At 55.2% G+C, this 19,396-nt stretch carries 16 protein-coding genes; 14 read left to right on the forward strand and 2 right to left on the reverse strand.

The window, feature by feature from the left end; all coding sequences use genetic code 11:
- The first annotated feature begins 55 nt into the window (after window positions 1-55).
- The 7 genes from ABDW36_RS20330 to ABDW36_RS20360 all read left to right on the forward strand — a co-directional run bounded on the left by ABDW36_RS20330 (window position 56) and on the right by ABDW36_RS20360 (window position 10,760).
- Window positions 56-484, forward strand: a complete 429-nt coding sequence (locus ABDW36_RS20330; RefSeq protein WP_343703755.1) for an SRPBCC family protein — start codon at window positions 56-58, stop codon at window positions 482-484.
- A gap of 377 nt (window positions 485-861) precedes the next feature.
- Window positions 862-3,966 carry a TonB-dependent receptor gene (locus ABDW36_RS20335; protein WP_343703756.1) on the forward strand — a complete coding sequence of 1,035 codons (3,105 nt, stop codon included), beginning with the start codon at window positions 862-864 and terminating at the stop codon, window positions 3,964-3,966.
- A gap of 20 nt (window positions 3,967-3,986) precedes the next feature.
- Window positions 3,987-5,873: a RagB/SusD family nutrient uptake outer membrane protein gene (locus ABDW36_RS20340; protein WP_343703757.1), complete on the forward strand. Its 1,887-nt coding sequence runs from the start codon at window positions 3,987-3,989 to the stop codon at window positions 5,871-5,873.
- A gap of 24 nt (window positions 5,874-5,897) precedes the next feature.
- Window positions 5,898-7,085 carry a DUF5000 domain-containing lipoprotein gene (locus tag ABDW36_RS20345; RefSeq protein ID WP_343703758.1) on the forward strand — a complete coding sequence of 396 codons (1,188 nt, stop codon included), beginning with the start codon at window positions 5,898-5,900 and terminating at the stop codon, window positions 7,083-7,085.
- Window positions 7,086-7,104: 19 nt separating this feature from the next.
- Window positions 7,105-8,310, forward strand: a complete 1,206-nt coding sequence (locus tag ABDW36_RS20350; protein WP_343703759.1) for a DUF4998 domain-containing protein — start codon at window positions 7,105-7,107, stop codon at window positions 8,308-8,310.
- 9 nt (window positions 8,311-8,319) lie between these two features.
- Window positions 8,320-9,774, forward strand: coding sequence for a hypothetical protein (locus ABDW36_RS20355; RefSeq protein ID WP_343703760.1), 1,455 nt, complete (start codon window positions 8,320-8,322; stop codon window positions 9,772-9,774).
- Between the two features lie 35 nt (window positions 9,775-9,809).
- Window positions 9,810-10,760, forward strand: coding sequence for an aldo/keto reductase (locus tag ABDW36_RS20360; protein ID WP_343703761.1), 951 nt, complete (start codon window positions 9,810-9,812; stop codon window positions 10,758-10,760).
- A gap of 68 nt (window positions 10,761-10,828) precedes the next feature.
- On the opposite strand, the gene ABDW36_RS20365 is transcribed toward ABDW36_RS20360, so the two are convergent.
- Entirely contained in the window at window positions 10,829-12,133 is a 1,305-nt protein-coding gene (locus ABDW36_RS20365) for an MFS transporter (protein ID WP_343703762.1), read from the reverse strand.
- 155 nt (window positions 12,134-12,288) lie between these two features.
- On the opposite strand from ABDW36_RS20365, the gene ABDW36_RS20370 reads away from it, so the two are divergent.
- The 4 genes from ABDW36_RS20370 to ABDW36_RS20385 are packed head-to-tail and all read left to right on the forward strand — an operon-like array spanning window position 12,289 to window position 15,636.
- The gene (locus ABDW36_RS20370; protein ID WP_343703763.1) at window positions 12,289-13,149 is read left to right on the forward strand and encodes a hypothetical protein; all 861 of its coding nucleotides are present in this window, start codon (window positions 12,289-12,291) and stop codon (window positions 13,147-13,149) included.
- Window positions 13,150-13,162: 13 nt separating this feature from the next.
- Window positions 13,163-13,933 (forward strand): aldolase/citrate lyase family protein, encoded by a 771-nt coding sequence (locus ABDW36_RS20375; RefSeq protein WP_343703764.1) that lies wholly within the window; start codon window positions 13,163-13,165, stop codon window positions 13,931-13,933.
- Entirely contained in the window at window positions 13,930-14,850 is a 921-nt protein-coding gene (locus ABDW36_RS20380; RefSeq protein ID WP_343703765.1) for a Gfo/Idh/MocA family oxidoreductase, read from the forward strand. Before ABDW36_RS20375 ends, ABDW36_RS20380 begins: the two co-directional genes overlap by 4 nt.
- 9 nt (window positions 14,851-14,859) lie before the next feature.
- Window positions 14,860-15,636, forward strand: coding sequence for an SDR family oxidoreductase (locus ABDW36_RS20385; protein WP_343703766.1), 777 nt, complete (start codon window positions 14,860-14,862; stop codon window positions 15,634-15,636).
- 55 nt (window positions 15,637-15,691) lie between these two features.
- Here the strand turns inward: ABDW36_RS20385 and ABDW36_RS20390 are convergent, their stop codons facing one another.
- Complete coding sequence (locus ABDW36_RS20390) at window positions 15,692-16,558, reverse strand: AraC family transcriptional regulator (RefSeq protein WP_343703767.1); 867 nt, start codon at window positions 16,556-16,558, stop codon at window positions 15,692-15,694.
- A gap of 137 nt (window positions 16,559-16,695) precedes the next feature.
- On the opposite strand from ABDW36_RS20390, the gene ABDW36_RS20395 reads away from it, so the two are divergent.
- Genes ABDW36_RS20395 through ABDW36_RS20405 form a run of 3 tightly spaced genes read left to right on the forward strand, consistent with a single transcriptional unit; the run spans window position 16,696 to window position 19,392 of the window.
- A complete protein-coding gene (locus ABDW36_RS20395; protein ID WP_343703768.1) occupies window positions 16,696-17,085 on the forward strand; it encodes a Rid family detoxifying hydrolase in 390 nt (129 codons plus the stop codon).
- The gene (locus ABDW36_RS20400; protein WP_343703769.1) at window positions 17,085-18,065 is read left to right on the forward strand and encodes a 3-hydroxyacyl-CoA dehydrogenase family protein; all 981 of its coding nucleotides are present in this window, start codon (window positions 17,085-17,087) and stop codon (window positions 18,063-18,065) included. Before ABDW36_RS20395 ends, ABDW36_RS20400 begins: the two co-directional genes overlap by 1 nt.
- 22 nt (window positions 18,066-18,087) lie before the next feature.
- On the forward strand, window positions 18,088-19,392 hold the full coding sequence (locus tag ABDW36_RS20405) for an aspartate aminotransferase family protein (RefSeq protein ID WP_343703770.1): 1,305 nt from the start codon (window positions 18,088-18,090) through the stop codon (window positions 19,390-19,392).
- The last annotated feature ends 4 nt before the right edge of the window (window positions 19,393-19,396 follow it).

Consider the following 19,396-nt stretch of genomic DNA (forward strand, 5'->3'; position numbering starts at 1 on the left):
ATTTTTTGTCGGAAATTCGGGGTACCATATTTATTGCAAACCCTCAACCCATAAAATGGAAAACAATACCACACAAACCCAGCACCCTACATACGTGGCAAGGCATGTCAGCGTATCCATCAACCGCCCCGTAGCGGACGTGTATGACTTTGCATCAAACCCGCAGCATTTGCCGGAGTGGGCAAGCGGGCTAAGTACCGGCACGGTCAAAAAGGAAGGAGATCAGTGGCTGATGGAATCCCCGATGGGTAAAGTCAAAGTAAAGTTTACCGGAAGGAACGAGTTTGGCATTATAGATCATGAGGTAACCCTGCCTTCCGGCCAGAAAGTGTACAACCCTGTTCGTGTATTACAAAATAACGAAGGCAGCGAGATCATTTTCACCGTGTACCGCCTGCCCGGTACAACCAATGAGGCTTTTGAGAAAGATGCGGCCACCGTGCTGGCTGACTTGCAGCAACTGAAAAAGGTCCTGGAACGGTAGACTCCCCCAATATAATACCCCTGACGCCGCCCCATAGTCCCATGGGGCTCTTTTTATGATTTCCCGTGAAAAATAGTACTAAAAATATAATTGATAGTATACAAAAGGGCCGGATAGTTGGAATAAATTTGGCCATATTTAATTTCAGAGGTTTATAATCACGCTTGTATAAAGACGTACCACGTTAGAAAGATCAACTGAAATCAACAGCTAGACATGACAAGGGGGTAACAGGCATTTTTAGCTTTTTTATTGACAGCCAGCTTGGAGAAAGGGGGCAGTTTGCCCCTGCAGGACAGGTATGTTCCGGCGGGATATTTTATTGAGACATTATTGAATGTATACATATGAAAAATGCTAGACTAATTTGGCACATTTTGTCCTGCTGCTGTATAGCGCTGACGGGGATGCTCATAACCGCCAACGTTGCCATGGCCCAGGTTGCGGCCGGGCAGCAGATGGTGAGGGGCGTTATTACAGATGAGGAAGGTAACGCGCTTCCCGGTGTTACCGTCACTATTGAGGGCAGTACAAAAGGTGTGATCGCGGACGAGAACGGCAGGTTCTCCATTGAGGCGCCGGCGGCCGCCAAACTCGTGTTTACCTTCATCGGCATGGAAACGCTGTCTGTACCGGTCAATGGCCGCAAGCAGCTGGATGTGCAGCTGAAAAGAAAAAAAGACACATTTGACGAAGTAACGGTAGTGGCATTTGCCACGCAGAAAAAAGAAAGCGTGGTGGGCGCTATAACCACCATCAAACCTTCGGAGCTGAAGGTGCCGTCCAGCAACCTTACTACGGCCCTGGCCGGCCGCATTGCCGGCATGGTGGCGTACCAGCGCAGCGGGGAGCCGGGGCAGGACAATGCGGACTTTTTCATCCGCGGCGTTACCAGTTTCGGGTATTCCAACCGGCCGCTGATACTGGTAGACGGGGTAGAAGTACCCGCCAGCGAGCTGGCGCGCCTGCAGGTAGATGACATTGCCAGCTTCTCTATTATGAAAGACGCTTCCGCCACCTCGCTTTATGGCGCCAGGGGCGCCAACGGCGTTATACTGATCACCACCAAGGAAGGTAAGGAAGGCAAGGCCTCCGTAACACTGCGCCTGGAAAACTCTATTTCAAGTCCTACCCGGGAGCCGGAGCTGGCAGACCCGGTAACATATATGGAGCTGGCTAACGAAGCGGTACGCACCCGCGGGCGCGGGCTTTCGCCCTTCTCCCAGGAGAAGATAGCCAATACCAAAGCCGGTCTGCATCCCTTGCTGTACCCGGCTACAGACTGGAAGCAAATGCTGCTCAGGAACAACGTGATCAACAACCGGGCTAACCTCAACGTGAGCGGCGGCGGCAAGGTTGCCAGGTACTATGTGGCGGCCACCTACAATAAAGACAACGGTTTGCTGAAAGTAGACAAGCGGAATAATTTTAATAACAATATCAGCCTGAAAACTTACGGCCTCCGTTCCAATGTGAACATCAACCTCACCAAAACTACGGAGGCCATTGTAAGGCTGAATACTACCTGGTCTGACTACAGCGGCCCCATCAACGGCGGTGCTGACGTATACAAGCAGATCATGCGTACCAGCCCGGTGCTCTACCCGGCTTATTACCTGCCTGATGCCAACAACCTCTCCACCAGGCACATCCTGTTCGGCAACTATGATGCCGGCCAGTACAGCAATCCCTATGCAGACGTGATGAGGGGCTACCGTGACTATACCAATGCCATGATGCTGGCGCAGTTCGAGCTCAAGCAAGATCTGAGCTTCATCACCAAAGGCCTCAAGGCAAGCGGTATGTACAATACCACGCGCTACAATTATTATACGGTAACGCGCAACTACAATCCCTTTTACTACAACATAGGCACTTACGATAAAAACACGGGGGCATATACGCTGACTGCGCTCAACCCTACGGTGGGTACGGAGTACCTGGGTTATACGGAAGGCCAGAAAGACGTATCTACCGAAAACTATTTCCAGGGCATTCTGAGCTACGATAAAGAGATCAATTCCCGGAACACGGTGAACGCCATGCTGGTATACACCATGCTGAACAAGCTGGAGGCCAACGCCGGTACGCTGCAGAACTCGCTGCCGCACCGCAATATGGGGCTGGCGGGCCGCTTTACTTATGCCCTGGCCAACAAATATTTCCTGGAAGCCAACTTCGGCTACAACGGCTCCGAGCGGTTCTACAAAAGTCACCGTTTCGGGTTCTTCCCCAGCATCGGCGGCGCCTGGTATATTTCCAGGGAGCCATTCTGGGAGCGCTTCAGCAAAACGGTGTCTAACCTGAAACTGCGCGGTACTTACGGCCTGGTGGGCAATGACGCCATCGGCAGCCCCAGCGAAAGGTTCTTCTTCCTTTCAGAAGTGAACATGAACAGCGCGGCGCATGGTTATACCTTCGGCTCCGAGTTCGGCTATACGCCCAGCGGCATCGTGGAATCCCGCTACGAGAACCGCAACATCAGCTGGGAAACCGCCAAAAAAATGAACCTGAGCGCGGAAATAGGGCTGTTCGGGTTTATAAACATCATTGCAGACGTGTATAAGGAAAGCCGTTCCAACATCCTGATGACACGCTCGCATATTCCCAATACCATGGGCCTTGTAACCTTGCCCAAGGCAAACGTGGGCGCGGCTACCAGCAAGGGTTTTGACCTTTCCGTGGAAATGAACAAACAGTTCTCGAAGCATTTTTTCCTCTCCGGCAGAGGCAACTTTACCTATGCCACCAGCGCCTTTACTACTTATGAAGAGCCGGACTACAGCGCCGCTCCCTGGAAGTCGAGAATAGGCTATCCCCTCGGCCAGTCATGGGGTTACGTGGCGGAACGCCTCTTTGTAGACGACAAGGAAGTGCGCAACTCGCCCGCCCAGGCGGGAGAAGTAATGGGAGGAGACATCAAGTTTAAAGACATCAACAAAGACGGCAGGATAGATGCGCTGGACCAGGTGCCCATCGGCTACCCCACCACGCCTGAAATCGTGTACGGCTTCGGCTTGTCTGCCGGGTATCGCAACTTCGATATTTCCTGCTTCTTCCAGGGCCTGGCGCGGGAGTCTTTCTGGATTGACCCTGTGGCCACTGCGCCGTTCATTGGTGCGGAAGGCTCATCTAACCAGCTGCTGAAAGTGTATGCAGACAATCACTGGTCTGAAGAGGACCGCAACATCTACGCGTTGTGGCCACGTTTGTCTGACGTGTCCAACACCAACAACAGCGCCATCAGCACGTGGTTTATGAGAGACGGTACTTTCCTCCGCCTCAAACAGCTGGAGCTGGGGTATACCATTCCGGAAGCCGCCATGAAAAGAGTGGGCATGTCGAAGCTGCGCATCTACGCCAATGGGGCCAATCTTTTCAGCTTCAGCAAATTCAAGCTGTGGGACCCCGAAATGGCGGGGAACGGCCTGGGCTACCCGCTGCAACGCATCATTAATTTCGGTATTCAATGTTCTTTATGATCCAGTCATATGTCAATCTGATGAAAAAAACATTATTATTCGCCATAACGGGGCTGCTGCTGTGCTCCTCCTGTAACAAGTACCTGGACGTGATCCCGGATAACGTGCCCACGCTTGACCACGCGTTCAGAGACCGTGTAGGTGCGGAGAAATTCCTGACCACCTGCTATTCCAGGTTACCCAGGGTAGGTACGCTGAACGAGGTAGGGTTTATGGCCGGGGAAGACATCTGGTTTCACCAGGATGTTGACAACAGGGTGCAATACGCCTACTCCCTGGCCCTGAACGGCAACAACATTGTACGGCCGCTTTTCAGCAACTGGCACGGTATTGAGGCCGGGCTGGCACTGTGGCAGGCCATCAGGGACTGCAATACTTTTATTGCCAACGCAGGCAATGCCAGGGACCTGGACGGCTTTGAGCGGAAGCAATGGATAGCAGAAGCAAAAACGCTCAAGGCATTCTATCATTTTTACCTGATGAAGCAATACGGCCCCATTCCGATAGCGCGGGAGAACCTGCCTATTTCCGCCTCGCCGGAGGAAGTACTGGTATACCGGGAGCCGGTAGATGACGTAGTGAACTATATTGTTGAATTGCTGGACGAAGCTATTCCTGACCTGCAGCTGAACATTACGAATGAAATTACGGAAGCGGGGCGCATCACCAAAACAATAGCGCTGGCCATCAAGGCGCAGGTGCTCGTTACCGCGGCCAGCCCCTTGTTTAACGGCAACCAGGATTACGGCAACATGGTAGACAGCCGGGGCGTGAAGCTCTTCAATACCACCTTTGACCCGGGCAAGTGGGACAAGGCGGTGGTGGCCTGCAAAAACGCAATAGATACCTGTCACCTGGCCGGCATCCAGCTATACGAATTCAACAATCCGTCTCTCAAGATCTCCGACTCTACCAGGTACGTGCTGCTGCCGGGGCAGATCGTGACGGACAAGTATAACCGGGAAAGAATCTGGTCTTTGTCCTCTTTTGTCAGCTCTTCCCTGGAGCTGGCCACTATTCCGCGCCTGCACCCTGACCATGAGAACGTGGTGTTCCAGCGGCTGGTGCCCACGCTCAAAATGGCGGAAATGTATTATACCAGCAACGGCGTGCCCATCAATGAAGACACCAAATTCAAGTATAACGAACGTTATGAGCTGGCGGTAACGCCGCAAGACCATCTCTATTACATGCAGCCGGGTTATGTTACCGCCAACCTTCACCTCAACCGGGAGCCGCGTTTTTACGGCAGCCTGGGAGTAGACGGCGGCTGGTGGTTTGGCCTCGGGCGGCTTGATGACAAGCAGCAGTGGCCGCTCAACTGCCGGCTTGGGTCTATGACCGGCGGCCGCATTGGTACTGCCCGTTATTCCGTCACCACGCTCTATATCAAAAAGCTCTGCAACTACCTGTCTACCTACAGCGGGAAAACCTTTGTGGGCAAGCGTTTCGATTTTCCCATCATCAGGCTGGCAGACCTTTACCTGATGTATGCCGAAGCGCTCAACGAAAGCCTGCCGGCGCCAGACCAGGAGGTGCTGAGATATATTGACCTGGTGAGGGTAAGGGCCGGGCTGAAAGGCGTGGCGGAATCATGGTCCCAGCATTCTATTTATCCCGGCAAGTACCAGACCAAAGAAGGGATGCGCGACATCATCCAGCGGGAGCGGAATATTGAGCTGGCGTTTGAAGGGCATCGTTTCTGGGACCTCCGCCGCTGGAAAAAGGCTATTGAGTACTACAATCAGCCCATCATGGGGTGGAACACGGAAGGAGTGGCCTCTGAAGATTTCTATCAGCCGGTCACTTACGGCCGGAAGCCTTACACCCTTAAAGACATTTTGTGGCCCATCATGCAGGATGAGCTGCTCAGGAACTCCAAGCTGGTGCAGAACCCCGGGTGGTAACACAGATCATAAAAATATACCGATATGAAAAAATATTTACTGCTCCCGCTGCTCATTGCGCTTTTGCAGGCTTGCCGGGAAGATGACCAGATAGGGCAATATGCCGTTGATAAAGTGCCGCCTGGCCCCGTTACGGGCGCCGCGGTGGAAAATGTGGCCGGCGGCGCCATCATCCGCTACAACATCCCGGCTGATGATGACCTGCTGTATGTAAAAGCTGTTTACCAGCGGAATGGCAAACAGGTGGAACAAAAAACTTCCGTGTATGACAATCAGCTGCTGGTGGAGGGTTTGGGCAAATCGCAAACGCAAGCGGTTACGCTGACGGCGTATGACCGTAGCGGGAACCCCTCTTCACCCGTATCTGTAGATATTACACCGCTTGACGCGCCGATCTTTTCCATTTTGGAAACAATGAAGATGCAGGCAGATTTTGGGGGGATACGCCTTAACTGGGCCAACCAGCTTGGCGCTGACGTAATAGTTACCGTTATTACCCGGGAAATCCGGTACGGCGTGGAAGAATACGCGCAGGCGGCCAATTTCTACACCAAGGCCGTTGCCGGTGTTGGTGCCGTACGCGGTTATTCTGACGAAGAGCGCGAGTTTGGCGTATATATACATGACCGCTGGAATAATGTCACAGACACCGTGTTCGGTACCTTCAAACCGTTTTTTGAAGAGGCGCTTGACAAAAAGCTGTTCAGGCGGTGGAACCCGCCCGGCATCCCTTATTCAGCCTACACCACGCCCAACTGGTATATAGAAAACCTCTGGAACGACCGGATAGAGGCAAGTCCAACGGGCGGAACAGGCTTCGCCAACTTCGGGCTGGAGTTTACTTTTGATATGGGGCAAATGGCCAAGATCAGCAGGTTCAAGATCAACCAGCGGCCCGAGCCAACCCTGCTCTACAACTACGCACACCCGAAGAAATTTGAGCTCTGGGGCTCGCCGCATCCCAACGTAAATGCAGACTTCTCTACCTGGATCTACCTCGGAACGTTCGAATCCATCAAACCTTCAGGGCTGCCGCTGGGCCAGCTGACAGATGAAGACCTGCAATATGCTCATGTGAACGGTGAAGAGTGGAACATGCCGCTGGATGCCAAGCCGGTACGGTATATCCGTTTCGTTTGCAAGGAAACCTGGGCGCAGGCTAATGACGTGCAGGTGATGGAATTATCTATGTGGGGTGATACCAACTATTAAAACACAAAAAGAAAAGAACATGATCCGCAACTATAGATCACTGATCGCAATCATTCTGCTGCTGGGCGCAGCGGGTATGGCGGCCTGCTCAAAAATGAACGATCTGCATGACAAGTACCTCAGGGAAGGGGAGACCATCTACGTGAGCCGGCTGGATGCCGTAAAAGTGCAAGCCGGCCAGAACCGGGTGTTGTTCCGCTATGTGAACAAAGACCCCAAAGTGGCCCGGTTGCTGGTATACTGGCGCTCCCGGCAGGATTCCGCCATGCTTGATCTCCCTCCGGGCACGGGAGATACGCTGAGTGTAGTGGTGGGCAACCTGCCTGAAGATAACTATAATTTCGAGCTGATCACCATGACCAAGGAGTCCAGGTACCCGTCAGTTCCCTACGAGGTGAGCGGGAATGTGTATGGAGACCGTTTCCAGGCAACCCTGCAAGACCGTGCTGTCAGCAGCAGGGAGCTGGTAGAGGAAGACAGCAGGCTCACCGTAAAGTGGGTACGTGCGCCACAGTACGCTGTATTGACGGAGATCAGTTATACAGACCTCGGCGGCAACGCCGTAGTAAGGAAGGTGCCGGTTACAGATACCATGTCCGTAATAGAAGGGGTGGCCTCCGGAGACGTGCAATACCGTACGCTCTTCCTGCCGGAACCCGATGCCATAGATACGTTCGCTACCAGCTTCCGGCCGCTGGAACCCATTGTGGTGGAAGGCGTAGCGCTGAACAAGGCGCTCTTTAAACGCTGGAACCCTACGGGCATCCCGTATGCCGGCAACACCGCCGCTGCCTGGAAAATAGAGAACGCATGGGACAATTCCATAACCGTGGGCTTCGCCAACAACAACGCACAGTTTACGCTGGATATGGGCCAGCAGGCCAGGTTGACCCGTTTGCTGATCAATAACAGGCCGGAGTCCAACCTCTTGTTCAATCACTCCCACATGCGGAAGTTCCAGGTATGGGGCAGCGCTACGGCCAATGTAACGGCAGACTTTGCCGGCTGGACGCTGCTGGGAGAATTTGAGTCGTTAAAGCCTTCCGGCGCGCCCCTGGGCACTATACTGCCGGAAGATCTGCAATACGGGCATGTTGACGGGGAAAAGTTCTATTTTCCCGCTGCTACGCCTGCTGTGCGTTACCTGCGCATTGTGAGCCAGGAAACCTGGGGCAAGCAGGCAGGCATACAATTTATGGAAATGAGCCTCATGGGTGTTAAATAAAACAGACAGATGCGGAAACTTTTTTTGTGGACATGCGCCGCCGTCTTCCTGCGCCTGCCAGATAGTGCGGCGCAGGAGCAGCGGCCGCTGCAGCTGGAAGACAGGCGGGAAATATTCGTAGATACGCATTTGATAGGCAGCTTGCATAATGTGCGTATGGCAATGCATACCCCGCAGGAAGCGGGTGTGGCCTTTTATTTTGACAAGCCGTGGGAGGGTCGGTTCAGCGGTTATGTAACGGTGATACAGGACGGCGGGCGTTTCCGCGCGTATTACCGCGGAGAGCCGGTGGCCGGTAAAGACGGCAACGCGGGAGAGGTAACCTGCCTGGCGGAATCAGCAGACGGGAAAACATGGCAAAAGCCGTTGCTGCAACAATACGTGGTGGCCGGCCACAAGCGCAACAATGTGGTGCTGGCCCATGCAACGCCGGCCAGCCATAACTTCAGCCCCTTTCTTGACAAGAACCCCGCTGCCCCGGCAGCGCAGCGTTACAAGGCTTTCAGCGGCACCAGGGAAACCGGCCTGCTGGCATATGCGTCTGCAGACGGCATACGCTGGGAAAAAATGCAGGCCGCGCCCGTCATCACCAAAGGCGCGTTCGATTCCCAGAACGTAGTGTTCTGGTCGGAAAGCGAGCGGCAGTACGTGTGCTATTTCCGTACTATGACGGCGCCGGTACGCGGGGAGCGTTTCAGGTCGGTTAGCCGGTCTGTTTCCAAAGACTTCCTGCATTGGTCCGAGCCCGAAGAAATGCAGTTCGGCAATACGCCCATGGAACACTTGTATACACAGCAAACCAGCCCCTACTTCAGGGCGCCGCATATTTACCTGGCCATTGGCGCGCGCTTCATGCCCAACAGGCAGGTAGTGCCCGCGGAAGAGGCCCGCAGGCTGAAGGTAGACCCTGCGTATTACAAAGATTGTTCTGACGTAGTACTGATGGCCACAAGGGGAGGCAATGTTTATTCCAGAACGTTCATGGAATCTTTCATACGGCCGGGCATCGGGCTTGACAACTGGGTGTCACGCTCCAACTACCCCGCGCTGAACGTGGTGCAGACGGGGCCTGATGAGCTATCGCTGTTTGTTAATGAAGCATACGCGCAGCCGGGCGCCCACCTGAAAAGATATACCTTGCGGCTGGACGGTTTTGCTTCCCTGAATGCGCCATACGCAGGCGGTGAAGTAATTACCAAAGCCTTCACGTTTTCCGGCAGGGAACTGGAGATCAACTATGCTACCTCCGCGGCGGGCGGCATCCGCATAGAGATGCAGGATGCGGAAGGAACGCCCCTGCCGGGTTTCACTATGGAAGACGCCACCACCATCATCGGCAATGAAACCAAACGCGTGGTGCGCTGGAAAGGAAGCGCAGACGTGAGCGCATTGGCCGGGAAAACCGTACGGTTAAAGATCCATATGAAAGACGCTGACCTGTACGCTTTAAAGTTCAACAAATAAACTTACACAAACCTGCCTTTGCGCAGGCATACCATATGGAGAAAAGATCATTGGGTAAAACAGGCATCCGCGTGTCTGAAGTGGCTTTCGGCGGCGTGGAGATAGGCATGCCCTACGGCATAGGCGTCAGCGGCCGGGAGCATATGCTGCCGGAAAACGAAGCGGTGCGCCTGCTGCATGCTGCTATAGACGGCGGCATTAATTTTTTTGATACCGCACGCCTCTACGGCAATAGCGAAGAGATCATGGGCCGCGCTTTTCAAGACCGCCGCGGCGAAGTGGTGCTGGCCACCAAATGCCGCCATGTGCACGGTGCTGACGGCGTGCTGCCGCCGTATAATGAATTGAAGGAGATAGTAGAGGCCTCCTTACAGGAAAGCCTGCAGGCTTTGCAAACAGATTATGTAGACGTATTCATGCTTCACCAGGCCAGTGCCGCCATACTGGCCAGTGAAGATATTGCCCGCATATTCACGCAGCTGAAGCAGCGCGGGCTGTGCCGCGCAACCGGCATTTCCACCTATCACGTGGAAGAAACGGAGGCGGCCGTTCAAAGCGGCGTATGGGATGTAGTGCAGCTCCCCTTCAACCTGATGGACCAGCGGCAGGAGGCCTGTTTTGACAAGGCGGAGGCCGCGGGCACAGGCATTGTAGTACGCTCCGTACTGTTGAAAGGCGTACTGAGCGGCAGGGGGGAAGGGCTGCACCCGGCATTGAAGGAAGTAGAAGCGCACGTGCAGCGTTATGGCACGCTGGCGGGAGAGCTGCCGCTGGCGGAGTTTGCCGTGAAGTTTGCCCTTTCTTTCAGCAAGGTAGCCGCTGTGCTCATAGGGATCGATAAACCCGAATATCTCAACGCCACGCTACACACTGCCAACGGCCGCTATCTCAGTGATGAGCTGCTGGCCGCGGCCAGGGCTTTGGCTTTCCCCGATCCGGAATTTCTTGACCTGCCGGCCTGGGACCGTAACGGCTGGCTGCGGTAATTTGCAGGTACAAATATGAAAGGCGGCGTATCCGGTTACTGGATACGCCGCCTTTTTATTTGCGGTTGTTATGCTCCTTTGGCGGCTTTCGGCCGGATGAGCAGCAGCACCAATACGCACAGCAGCGCAACGCCCGCAGCCAGCTGGAACACGAGGCGGAGGTTTACGTCGGCATCACGCAGGGCGCCGCCGGCGTAAATGCCGATGCCGCCAACAATGCAGCCCACCATGTTCAGGATGCCGTAGCCGGTGGCGCGGTAGCCGCTGTCTGATATCAGGCAGAGGATGGGCATCATGTTGGCATCTGTGAACGTACGGGTGAAAGCGAACATTACAAAGCCGGTGATAGCGAGTACAAGCACATCGGTACTGCTGGCCATTAAAATGCAGGGCGCGGCAATGGCAAGGCCGATGGCCGGCACCAGGATGCGCGCCCGCGGGTTGCTGCGGCTCCAGCGGTCTGCCCAGGCGCCGCCCGCCAGCACGCCCAGCAGGCTGGCGGTGTGGAAATAGCCGGTGGCGTATAAGCCTGCAATGCTTTGAGACAGGTTGAATTGTTCTTTGTAATACGTAGGCAGCCAGGACACGATCATCCAGTTCACCACCCCTATAAGGCCCCAGAAGGCCAGCGCCAGCCAGTATGCCCGTGTGCTGAACAGGTTGCGGACGCCTTCCCTGAAATTGACCGGCCGCTCCGTTGTTGCGGCGGTTTGTCTTTGCGGCGCGTCCCGCAGGAAGAAGAACAGGATGAATGCATACACAATGCCCACTATACCGAACAGGCTGAACGCATGAGACCAGTCTGACCGCTCCGCTATCCACCCGCCTACAAAACCCAGGCTTTGCCCGAACATGATGCCGGCCATGTGTATGCCGGTAGCCAGCGAGCGGGTGGGGCCGCGGTGGTAGTCTGTGATCAGGGCCAGCGCTGCGGGAATGTAACAGGCCTCACTGATGCCCATCAGCGCGCGCGTGGCCAGCAGCTGCTCATAGGTAGTGGCATGCGCGGTAAGCCAGGTAACGGCAGACCATACAAAGAGGCTGATAATGATCACGCGGCTGCGGCTGAAACGGTCTGCCAGGAAACCTGCAAACGGGCTCAGCAGGCCATATACCCAGAGGAATACAGACGTAAGCATGCCGAACTGCGTATCTGTAATGGAAATGGCGGATACAATGGATTCCCGCATGGTGGTGATCATGATCCTGTCCAGGTAATTCAGGCAGCCTACCACGCAGAGCAGGGCCACCGCCAGCCAGGCGCGGAACATAGGCCGGGAAGCGGGTATAGCGTTGATGGTCGTCATATCAGGTGTTTGCATGTCAAAGCTCCAAAAGTAGCCCTCCGGTAACAGCGTTGCTGTTACGATCATCTATATTAATGGTACTATTTTTCATTATATTGGCTATGCTTTTTTGCAAGTGATCAATATACGAAATATCGGGTAGCGCAACCCTTGAAAGAAAGTATCATTAATATAGATGATCGTAACAGATGCGGCTGCCTTTAGTGGGTACTTTTGAGCTTATGCCGAAATATCTTTTTGCTGTGTTCCTGCCGCTGCTGGCCGCCTTTCAAGCGTCAGGGCAGGGCCGTACCGCGGAATGCCTGTCTGTTTTAAGAGGGGCCATGGCCCACAGCAGCCAGTTCCTGGTAAGAATGCACGCTGCGGAAGCCCTGACAGGCAACGGCTATACGAATAACGTGGCAGGTTATTTCCCGCTGCGCAGGCGCATGCCTTCCATTGAAACTACCGGCTCCGCCCGTGTGCGGGCCAGGCTGCAACGCCGGAAAGCCATGGAGCGCCGCATCATAAAAGAATTTTTGCATGCGGATTCCGCACGCGCCCGGCTGACGGCGCTGGAAAGCCTTGCCAAAATAGGCTTCAGCAAGCCGCTGCGCTCCATCACGGCGCAGGCGGATACCGGCAGCGGCGGTTTCAGGGCCATGGCCTTGTGGGTGCTGGCCAACAACGGTACAGCGCAGGGAGAAGAACGGCTGGCCGCGCTGCTGGCTTCTGATGTACCGGCTGAAAGTTATTACGCCGCTTACGCGCTGCGCTTCCGGCAACGTATACTGCCCGCTACTTACCGCCTGCTGGACTCATGCGCAAGGGCTGTAACCACGGGCAGCACAGGCAGCGTGCTGGTGCTCAGTTCCTTTTATGCCCACGCCGCGCCGGAGCGCCTGGCGGAAGCCAGGGCGGCGTTGCTGAACTGCCTGCAGGGAAACGCCGGAGACCGTTACCAGGTAGCGGAAGGCCTGGCGCTCAGGGGAGGCCCGGCAGACTTGCCGGTGCTGGAACGGATGCTGGCCGATGAAAATGAAGACGTAAGAGTGGCCGCCGCCAATGCTATTTTACACATTGAACAACGCAATAAACAATAAACTGACAGGATCTATGAAAATGAGAGAAAGCCGGGTATTGAATAAATTAAGGGCAGGCGGTACGGCCAGTTGCCTGAAGGTCAATTTTGGGGACGCCCAGGTGTCTGAACTGGCTGCCATGACAGGGTTTGACTGCTTATGGGTAGACAGGGAGCACCTGGCGCAAGACTGGTCTGTGGTAGCTTCACACGTGCGTGCCGCCAAGGCGCATAACGTAGATGTGATGGTACGCGTACCGCGCGGCAGCTACAGCGACTATATCAAACCGCTGGAGCTGGATGCCACCGGCATATTGGTGCCGCATGTCATGAGCCTTGAAGATGCCAAAGCCATCGTAAAAATGACCCGTTTCCACCCGCTGGGCAAACGCGCCATAGACGGCGGCAGCGCAGACGCGGGTTATACCGGCATTGAGCTGACGGAATATATGCAGCAGGCTAACAGGCAGCGGTTTGTAATATTGCAGATCGAAGATCATGAACCGCTGCGGGAAATTGAGGCCATTGCCGCCCTGGAAGGGTATGACATGCTCTTCTTCGGCCCGGGAGATTTCAGCCAGAGCATTGGCGCGCCGGGCCAGTGGGACCATCCGGAGCTGCTGAGAGCCCGCCGCCTGGTGGCGGAAGCAGCCCGCAAGCACGGGAAGTTTGCCGCCACTTCCGGAAGTATAGACAGCCTGAAAGATTTTCTGGGCATGGGGTACCAGTTTGTAAACGTGGGCGCTGACGTGGTAGGCATGAAAAATTATTGCCGCCAGCTGGTGCAGAAATTCAGTGAAGCATGATCAGGACGGGCATCATCGGCATGAGCAGCGGCAACGCTCATCCATACTCCTGGTCTGCCATTATCAACGGTGTGTTTGACGGGGAGGAGATCACCCGCGTGGGGTACCCCGGCGTTACTGCTTACCTGCATGCTAACCAGGACACGCTCGGCATCCCCGCCGCGCGCGTAACGCATGTGTGGGCGCAAAGCGCGGATATAGCGGAAAGCATTGCCAGCGCTGCCGGCATTCCCCATGTGGCGGCACGCCTGGAAGATATGATAGGCCAGGTAGACGCCGTCATACTGGCCCGGGACGATCCTGAACATCACCGCGAAATGGCGGAACCGTTCATCAGCGCCGGCATTCCCATATTCATAGACAAACCGCTGACCATCAGCCGGGATGACCTGGCCTGGTTTACGGAACAGGTGGCAAAGGGCCGGTTCATCATGAGCTGCTCCTCCATGCGCTATGCGGCAGAATGCTCGTCTGCCAGGGCAAACCTGCACACGCTGGGGCCAATAGAGCTGGTAACGGCGGTAGGCAAAAAGGATTGGGTCAAATACGGTGTGCATATGCTGGAAGCGGTGTTTGCCCTGCTGAACGATCCGCGCCCCCTTGCCGTTACCCATACCGGCAAAGCGGGGCAGGACATGGTAACGCTGGAATTTGAGAACGGCGTGCGGGCTGGCATCCACCTGTTCATGGATATTACGCCTACCTTCCAGTTGTCTGTATTCGGCCATAACGGCTGGCGGCTGGTGGAGATGACAAATTTCTACGCCATGTTCCGGGACAATATCATCGAATTTATACGCTCCGTGCAGGAGGGAAAACCGCGGCTTCCTTTCGAAAAAACGGCCGCCATTATTCACACGCTTATTGCCGCCCGCGAAAGCCTGGAGCAGGGCGGAAAAAAGATACACTTAAAGTAAACGGGACCCATGCATATTCAACAATTATTCAACCTGCAGGGCAAGGTGGCGCTGGTAACCGGCGGCGCCGGCAAGTACGGCAAATGTATAGTGGAGGCGCTGGGAGAAGCCGGCGCCACGGTAGTGATAGCTTCGCGTAACCTGGAAGAAGGCCGCAAAACGGCGGATGCTTTCAGGGCGCAGGGCCTGCTGGTAGACGCGCTGCGGCTTGACCAGGGAGACCATGGTTCCATTGCCGCCCTGACCGCACAGGTCAGGGACCAGTATGGCAGGCTTGACGTATTCGTGAATAACGCCGTCAGCCGCCCTATGAAAGGTTATGACGCGCCTATTGAGCAGTTTGCGGAGTCTATGCAGGTGAATGCCACCGGCATGATGGACCTGCTGCGCGAAATGGCCGCTCTTATTGCTGAAAGCGGCGGCGGCAGCATCATCAACATTGCTTCCATGATGGGCATGAAAGGCCCTGACCTTTCCAATTACGAGGGTACGGACATGGGCCATCCGCCGCCTGATTACTTTTTTCACAACGCGGGGCTCATCAATTTGTCCCGCTACCTGGCGCGTATACTGGCAGGCAAGCAGGTGCGGGTGAACTGCATCAGTCCCGGCGGCCTGTTCAACCACCAGCCGGAGCAATTCCTCCACAACTATTGCAGGAAAGTGCCGCTGGGCAGAATGGCTAACAACGACGATATTAAAGGATTGGTAGTATTGCTGGCCTCCGATGCAGGGGCTTACATCAACGGGGAAAACATCCTGATGGACGGCGGCCTGAACGCGTAAAATGTAACCCTCATATACCCGGCACCAGCCCCCGGCAACGGGGGCTTGCTGTTTTTTAGAGCACCAGCGTGCGCTTGAATTCACTCGGCGTCATGCCTTTCAGCTTCTTGAACTGCCGGTTGAAGTTGGCAAGGTTGTTAAAGCCGCATTCATAGGCAATTTCGGCAATGTTGTGGTCTTTATCAGATAGCAGTTTGCAGGCATGTCCTACCCGCACGGAATTAAGGTATTCAATGAACGTAACACGGTGGTGTTCCTTGAAGTAGTTGCAAAAGGTGGTAACCGCCATGTTGGCAACGCCCGCTATTTCCGTGAGCGGAATGTCACGGTCGAAGTTGCGCATGATATAGTCTGTAATATCGCTGAACCGGCTGGACGTTTTGAACTGCACGTTCTTCACAAACGCCGGGCTGGCCAGCAGCTCGTACTCGGTGGTGTTGGCCAGCAGGTCAAAAATGGTGAACAGCGCGGAGAGCCGCTGCATGCCGTTCATGGCCTGCATCTTTTTCATCACGGCGTTGATCCTGCTGCGGGTTTCGCCTTTGATGGCCATGCCGTGGCCCGCCATCTGGAATACCGGCTGCATCATTTCCATTTCAGGCGCCGCAATAAATTCTTCACCAAGGAAGTTTTCCATGAAATGCAACACAACGGCGTCTGCCTGGTGGTCTGCCTCGCCGTTCAGGTATACCGCATCGTTTACCCATACATGCGGCAGCCGGGGCCCCATGAACACGAGGTCATCCTCTTCGAAATAACCAATGTGATCGCCCACCATGCGGCGGCCCGTGCTTTTGGTAACTAATACTAATTCATATTCGGGATGGTAATGCCATGGGCAAGGGAAAAAAGTGCCTACTTCCCGGAACACGGTGAACGACTTGTCGAAATCCTTTGGTATACGGTGTTCTGTAGCTTTCATGACTGCAATAGTTGGTGACTACAAGATAGCAAAATAACCACTGTGATGTAAAGGTGAAAATAGCTTTCTGAAAGATCGTATCACAATTGTAAACAAAAGTAACAGGAAAAAGAAGGGGCGCAGGGTACTTTTGGAAAATGAAGAAACAGAAAATAGTCCATCCGCACCGCAACCCGTCTTTTGTGACTGGTGCTTATTCAGACGCCCTTATTGTAGACGGGCTGCTTTTTGTAAGCGGGCAGGCTTCCGTTGATTTCACTACCTCGCAGTTTGTAAAAGGTACCATAGAGGAAGAGACCGCCAGAACGCTTGACAACATCAGGGCCATACTGGAAGCCGCCGGCGCCGGTATGGAGGATGTGGTGAAGTGTACCGTGCACCTGGCAGACATTGCCGAGTTTGACCGTTACAATGCCGTATACGCGAAATACTTCACCGGTATCAGGCCGGTGCGCACCACTGTACAATCGGTACTGGCCGAAGGCCTGAAAGTGGAAATTGACTGCATCGCAAAACTTCCCGGCTGATGGCAGATCGTTTCAATACGGCCGCCACAGCAGTGGGCGTGGTGGGGCTGGGGCTCATGGGCAGCAGCATAGTGGTATCCCTGTTGATGGCGGGGCATGCTGTAAAGGCCATTGCCCCGCTTCCCGAAGATATGGAAGCCGGGCCGCGGCGCATCCGTGAGCAGCTCCTGTACTGCAAGGCCGCCGGCCTGCTGGAAGGCGCCGTAGAAGATTGCCTGGTCCGGCTCACCATAACGGACGATTACGGCGCGCTGCGCGGTTGCAGCCTGCTGCAGGAATGCGTCATAGAAAAAGTGGAGATAAAAGAACAGGTATACCGGAAAATGGCGGCCGCAACGCCGGAGAATCCCGTGATAGTCAGCAATACTTCCGCTATTCCCATCAGCACCCTGCAGCTGCTGGTGCCCGCGCCGGAACGTTTCCTGGGCCTGCACTGGGCGGAGCCCGCCTATGCCACCCGCTTCCTGGAGATCACCTGCGGCGCCCTCACAACGCCGGAACATGCAGAATGGGTGTTTGCCCTTGCCCACCAGTGGGGGAAAGAACCTACGCTGCTCCGTAAAGACATCAGGGGCTTTATCACCAACCGCCTCATGTACGCAGTGTACCGCGAAGTGCTGCACCTGGTGGCAAAAGGCTGCGCCACCCTGGAAGACGCAGACAAGTGTTTCCGTTACGATGCAGGCTCCTGGATAACCCTGATGGGCATCTTCAGGAGAATGGACTTCACAGGGCTGGAAGACCATGCCGCGGTTTTCAGGAACTATTTTCCCCGCCTCAGCAATGCCAGTGGCGTGCCGCCGCTGATGCAGCAGATGGTGAGTGAAAACGCACGGGGCGTGCACAACTGCAACGGCTTTTACGAGTATACGCCCGAAGAGGCGCGGCGCTGGGAGGAAGCGTTCTCGCATTTCAACCGGGATATTCACCGCCTTGCCAGGCTTTACCCGTCCAACCCCGTTACACCGGCTAATGTATGATACGGCCGGAAAAAAGAAGATCATGAAAGCATATCAATACACGCAGTCTGCCGCGCTGCTTGAAAGAGCGCAGAAAGTGCTGGCAGGAGGAGTTTCTTCCGAGTTCAGGAAATACAATCATCCGCATGCCTTGTTTTATACCCATGGCGCCGGCAGCCGTATCTATGATGCAGACGGCAATGAGTACCTTGATTTTACCCTGAGCCAGGGCCCGCTGATACTGGGGCATTCACACCCCCGCGTGCTGGAGGCCGTGCAGGAATATTCCGCTGCCGGCCAGCTGTTTGCCGGCCAGCATATCAGGGAGCTGGAGCTGGCGGAACAGTTGCAGCGGCTGATACCTTCCGCGGAAATCATGCGTTTCTGCCTTGACGGTTCGGAGGCGGTGCAAACCGCCTTCCGCGTGGCGCGCGCAAAAACCGGGCGCCCTAAGTTCCTCCGTTTTGAGGGGCACTATCACGGCTGGCTGGATAACGTTTGCTGGGGCATTTCCGCGCCCGATGAAGCTGCGCTCGGCAGCAGGGAGGCCCCCGTGGCCCAGCCCTTGTCTGCCGGCCTGCCCGCGCGTACCGCAGATGAATTTATCATATTGCCCTGGAACGATCTTGAGCTGGTGAAAAATACCCTGGCGGCGCGCCACCAGGAAATAGCCGCCATCATTACGGAACCCGTGATGTGCAACAACGGCTGCATACTTCCCCGCCAGGGTTTCCTGGAAGGCTTGCGGGAGCTGTGCAGCACATATGGCATTGCCCTGATCTTTGATGAAGTGATTACCGGCTTCCGCCTGTCTACCGGCGGCGCTCAGCAATATTTTAATGTTACGCCCGACCTTTCTGTATTTGCCAAGGCCATGGCCAGCGGTTACCCCATTAGCGCTATTGTAGGCAAGCGCGAGTGGATGAGCCTGATCACGGAAGGCAGTGTGGTGCACGCCGGCACTATGAATGCCGGTAACCCCACCATTGCCGCGGCGCAGGCCACGCTGCAGGTGCTGGAGGAGACGCAGCCTTATGAGCGTCTCTTCCGGTATGGGCGGTTGCTGATGGAAGGGTTGCGCCAGGCGGCGGAAAAAACAGGGCAGCAGCTCCTGGTATCCGGTCCCGGCCCCATGTTCCACATAGCGTTTACCAGCCGCACGGAAGCTGGGGATTACAGGGATACGCTTTCTTTCGACAAGGGAAAACTGGCAGCGTTCATTGCCGGCATGCACAACCGCGGCGTCCGCATCATTGGCCGCGGCCTTTGGTATATCAGCGCCGCGCATACGGAAGAAGACATCCGCCATGCCGTACGTACAGCGGAAAGCGTGATGCAGGACATGTAGCACA

This window comes from Chitinophaga sp., assembly GCF_039596455.1.
GTDB lineage: Bacteria > Bacteroidota > Bacteroidia > Chitinophagales > Chitinophagaceae > Chitinophaga.

Bases quoted from the DNA above. Each gene is read 5' to 3' on its own strand.
- ABDW36_RS20385 (WP_343703766.1), top strand. From the start codon at position 14,860: ATGCATATTCAACAATTATTCAACCTGCAGGGCAAGGTGGCGCTGGTA.
- ABDW36_RS20405 (WP_343703770.1), top strand. From the start codon at position 18,088: ATGAAAGCATATCAATACACGCAGTCTGCCGCGCTGCTTGAAAGAGCG.
- ABDW36_RS20370 (WP_343703763.1), top strand. From the start codon at position 12,289: ATGCCGAAATATCTTTTTGCTGTGTTCCTGCCGCTGCTGGCCGCCTTT.
- ABDW36_RS20350 (WP_343703759.1), top strand. From the start codon at position 7,105: ATGATCCGCAACTATAGATCACTGATCGCAATCATTCTGCTGCTGGGC.
- ABDW36_RS20395 (WP_343703768.1), top strand. From the start codon at position 16,696: ATGAAGAAACAGAAAATAGTCCATCCGCACCGCAACCCGTCTTTTGTG.
- ABDW36_RS20345 (WP_343703758.1), top strand. From the start codon at position 5,898: ATGAAAAAATATTTACTGCTCCCGCTGCTCATTGCGCTTTTGCAGGCT.
- ABDW36_RS20360 (WP_343703761.1), top strand. From the start codon at position 9,810: ATGGAGAAAAGATCATTGGGTAAAACAGGCATCCGCGTGTCTGAAGTG.
- ABDW36_RS20365 (WP_343703762.1), bottom strand. From the start codon at position 12,133: ATGATCGTAACAGCAACGCTGTTACCGGAGGGCTACTTTTGGAGCTTT.
- ABDW36_RS20355 (WP_343703760.1), top strand. From the start codon at position 8,320: ATGCGGAAACTTTTTTTGTGGACATGCGCCGCCGTCTTCCTGCGCCTG.
- ABDW36_RS20380 (WP_343703765.1), top strand. From the start codon at position 13,930: ATGATCAGGACGGGCATCATCGGCATGAGCAGCGGCAACGCTCATCCA.
- ABDW36_RS20390 (WP_343703767.1), bottom strand. From the start codon at position 16,558: ATGAAAGCTACAGAACACCGTATACCAAAGGATTTCGACAAGTCGTTC.
- ABDW36_RS20330 (WP_343703755.1), top strand. From the start codon at position 56: ATGGAAAACAATACCACACAAACCCAGCACCCTACATACGTGGCAAGG.
- ABDW36_RS20375 (WP_343703764.1), top strand. From the start codon at position 13,163: ATGAAAATGAGAGAAAGCCGGGTATTGAATAAATTAAGGGCAGGCGGT.
- ABDW36_RS20340 (WP_343703757.1), top strand. From the start codon at position 3,987: ATGAAAAAAACATTATTATTCGCCATAACGGGGCTGCTGCTGTGCTCC.
- ABDW36_RS20400 (WP_343703769.1), top strand. From the start codon at position 17,085: ATGGCAGATCGTTTCAATACGGCCGCCACAGCAGTGGGCGTGGTGGGG.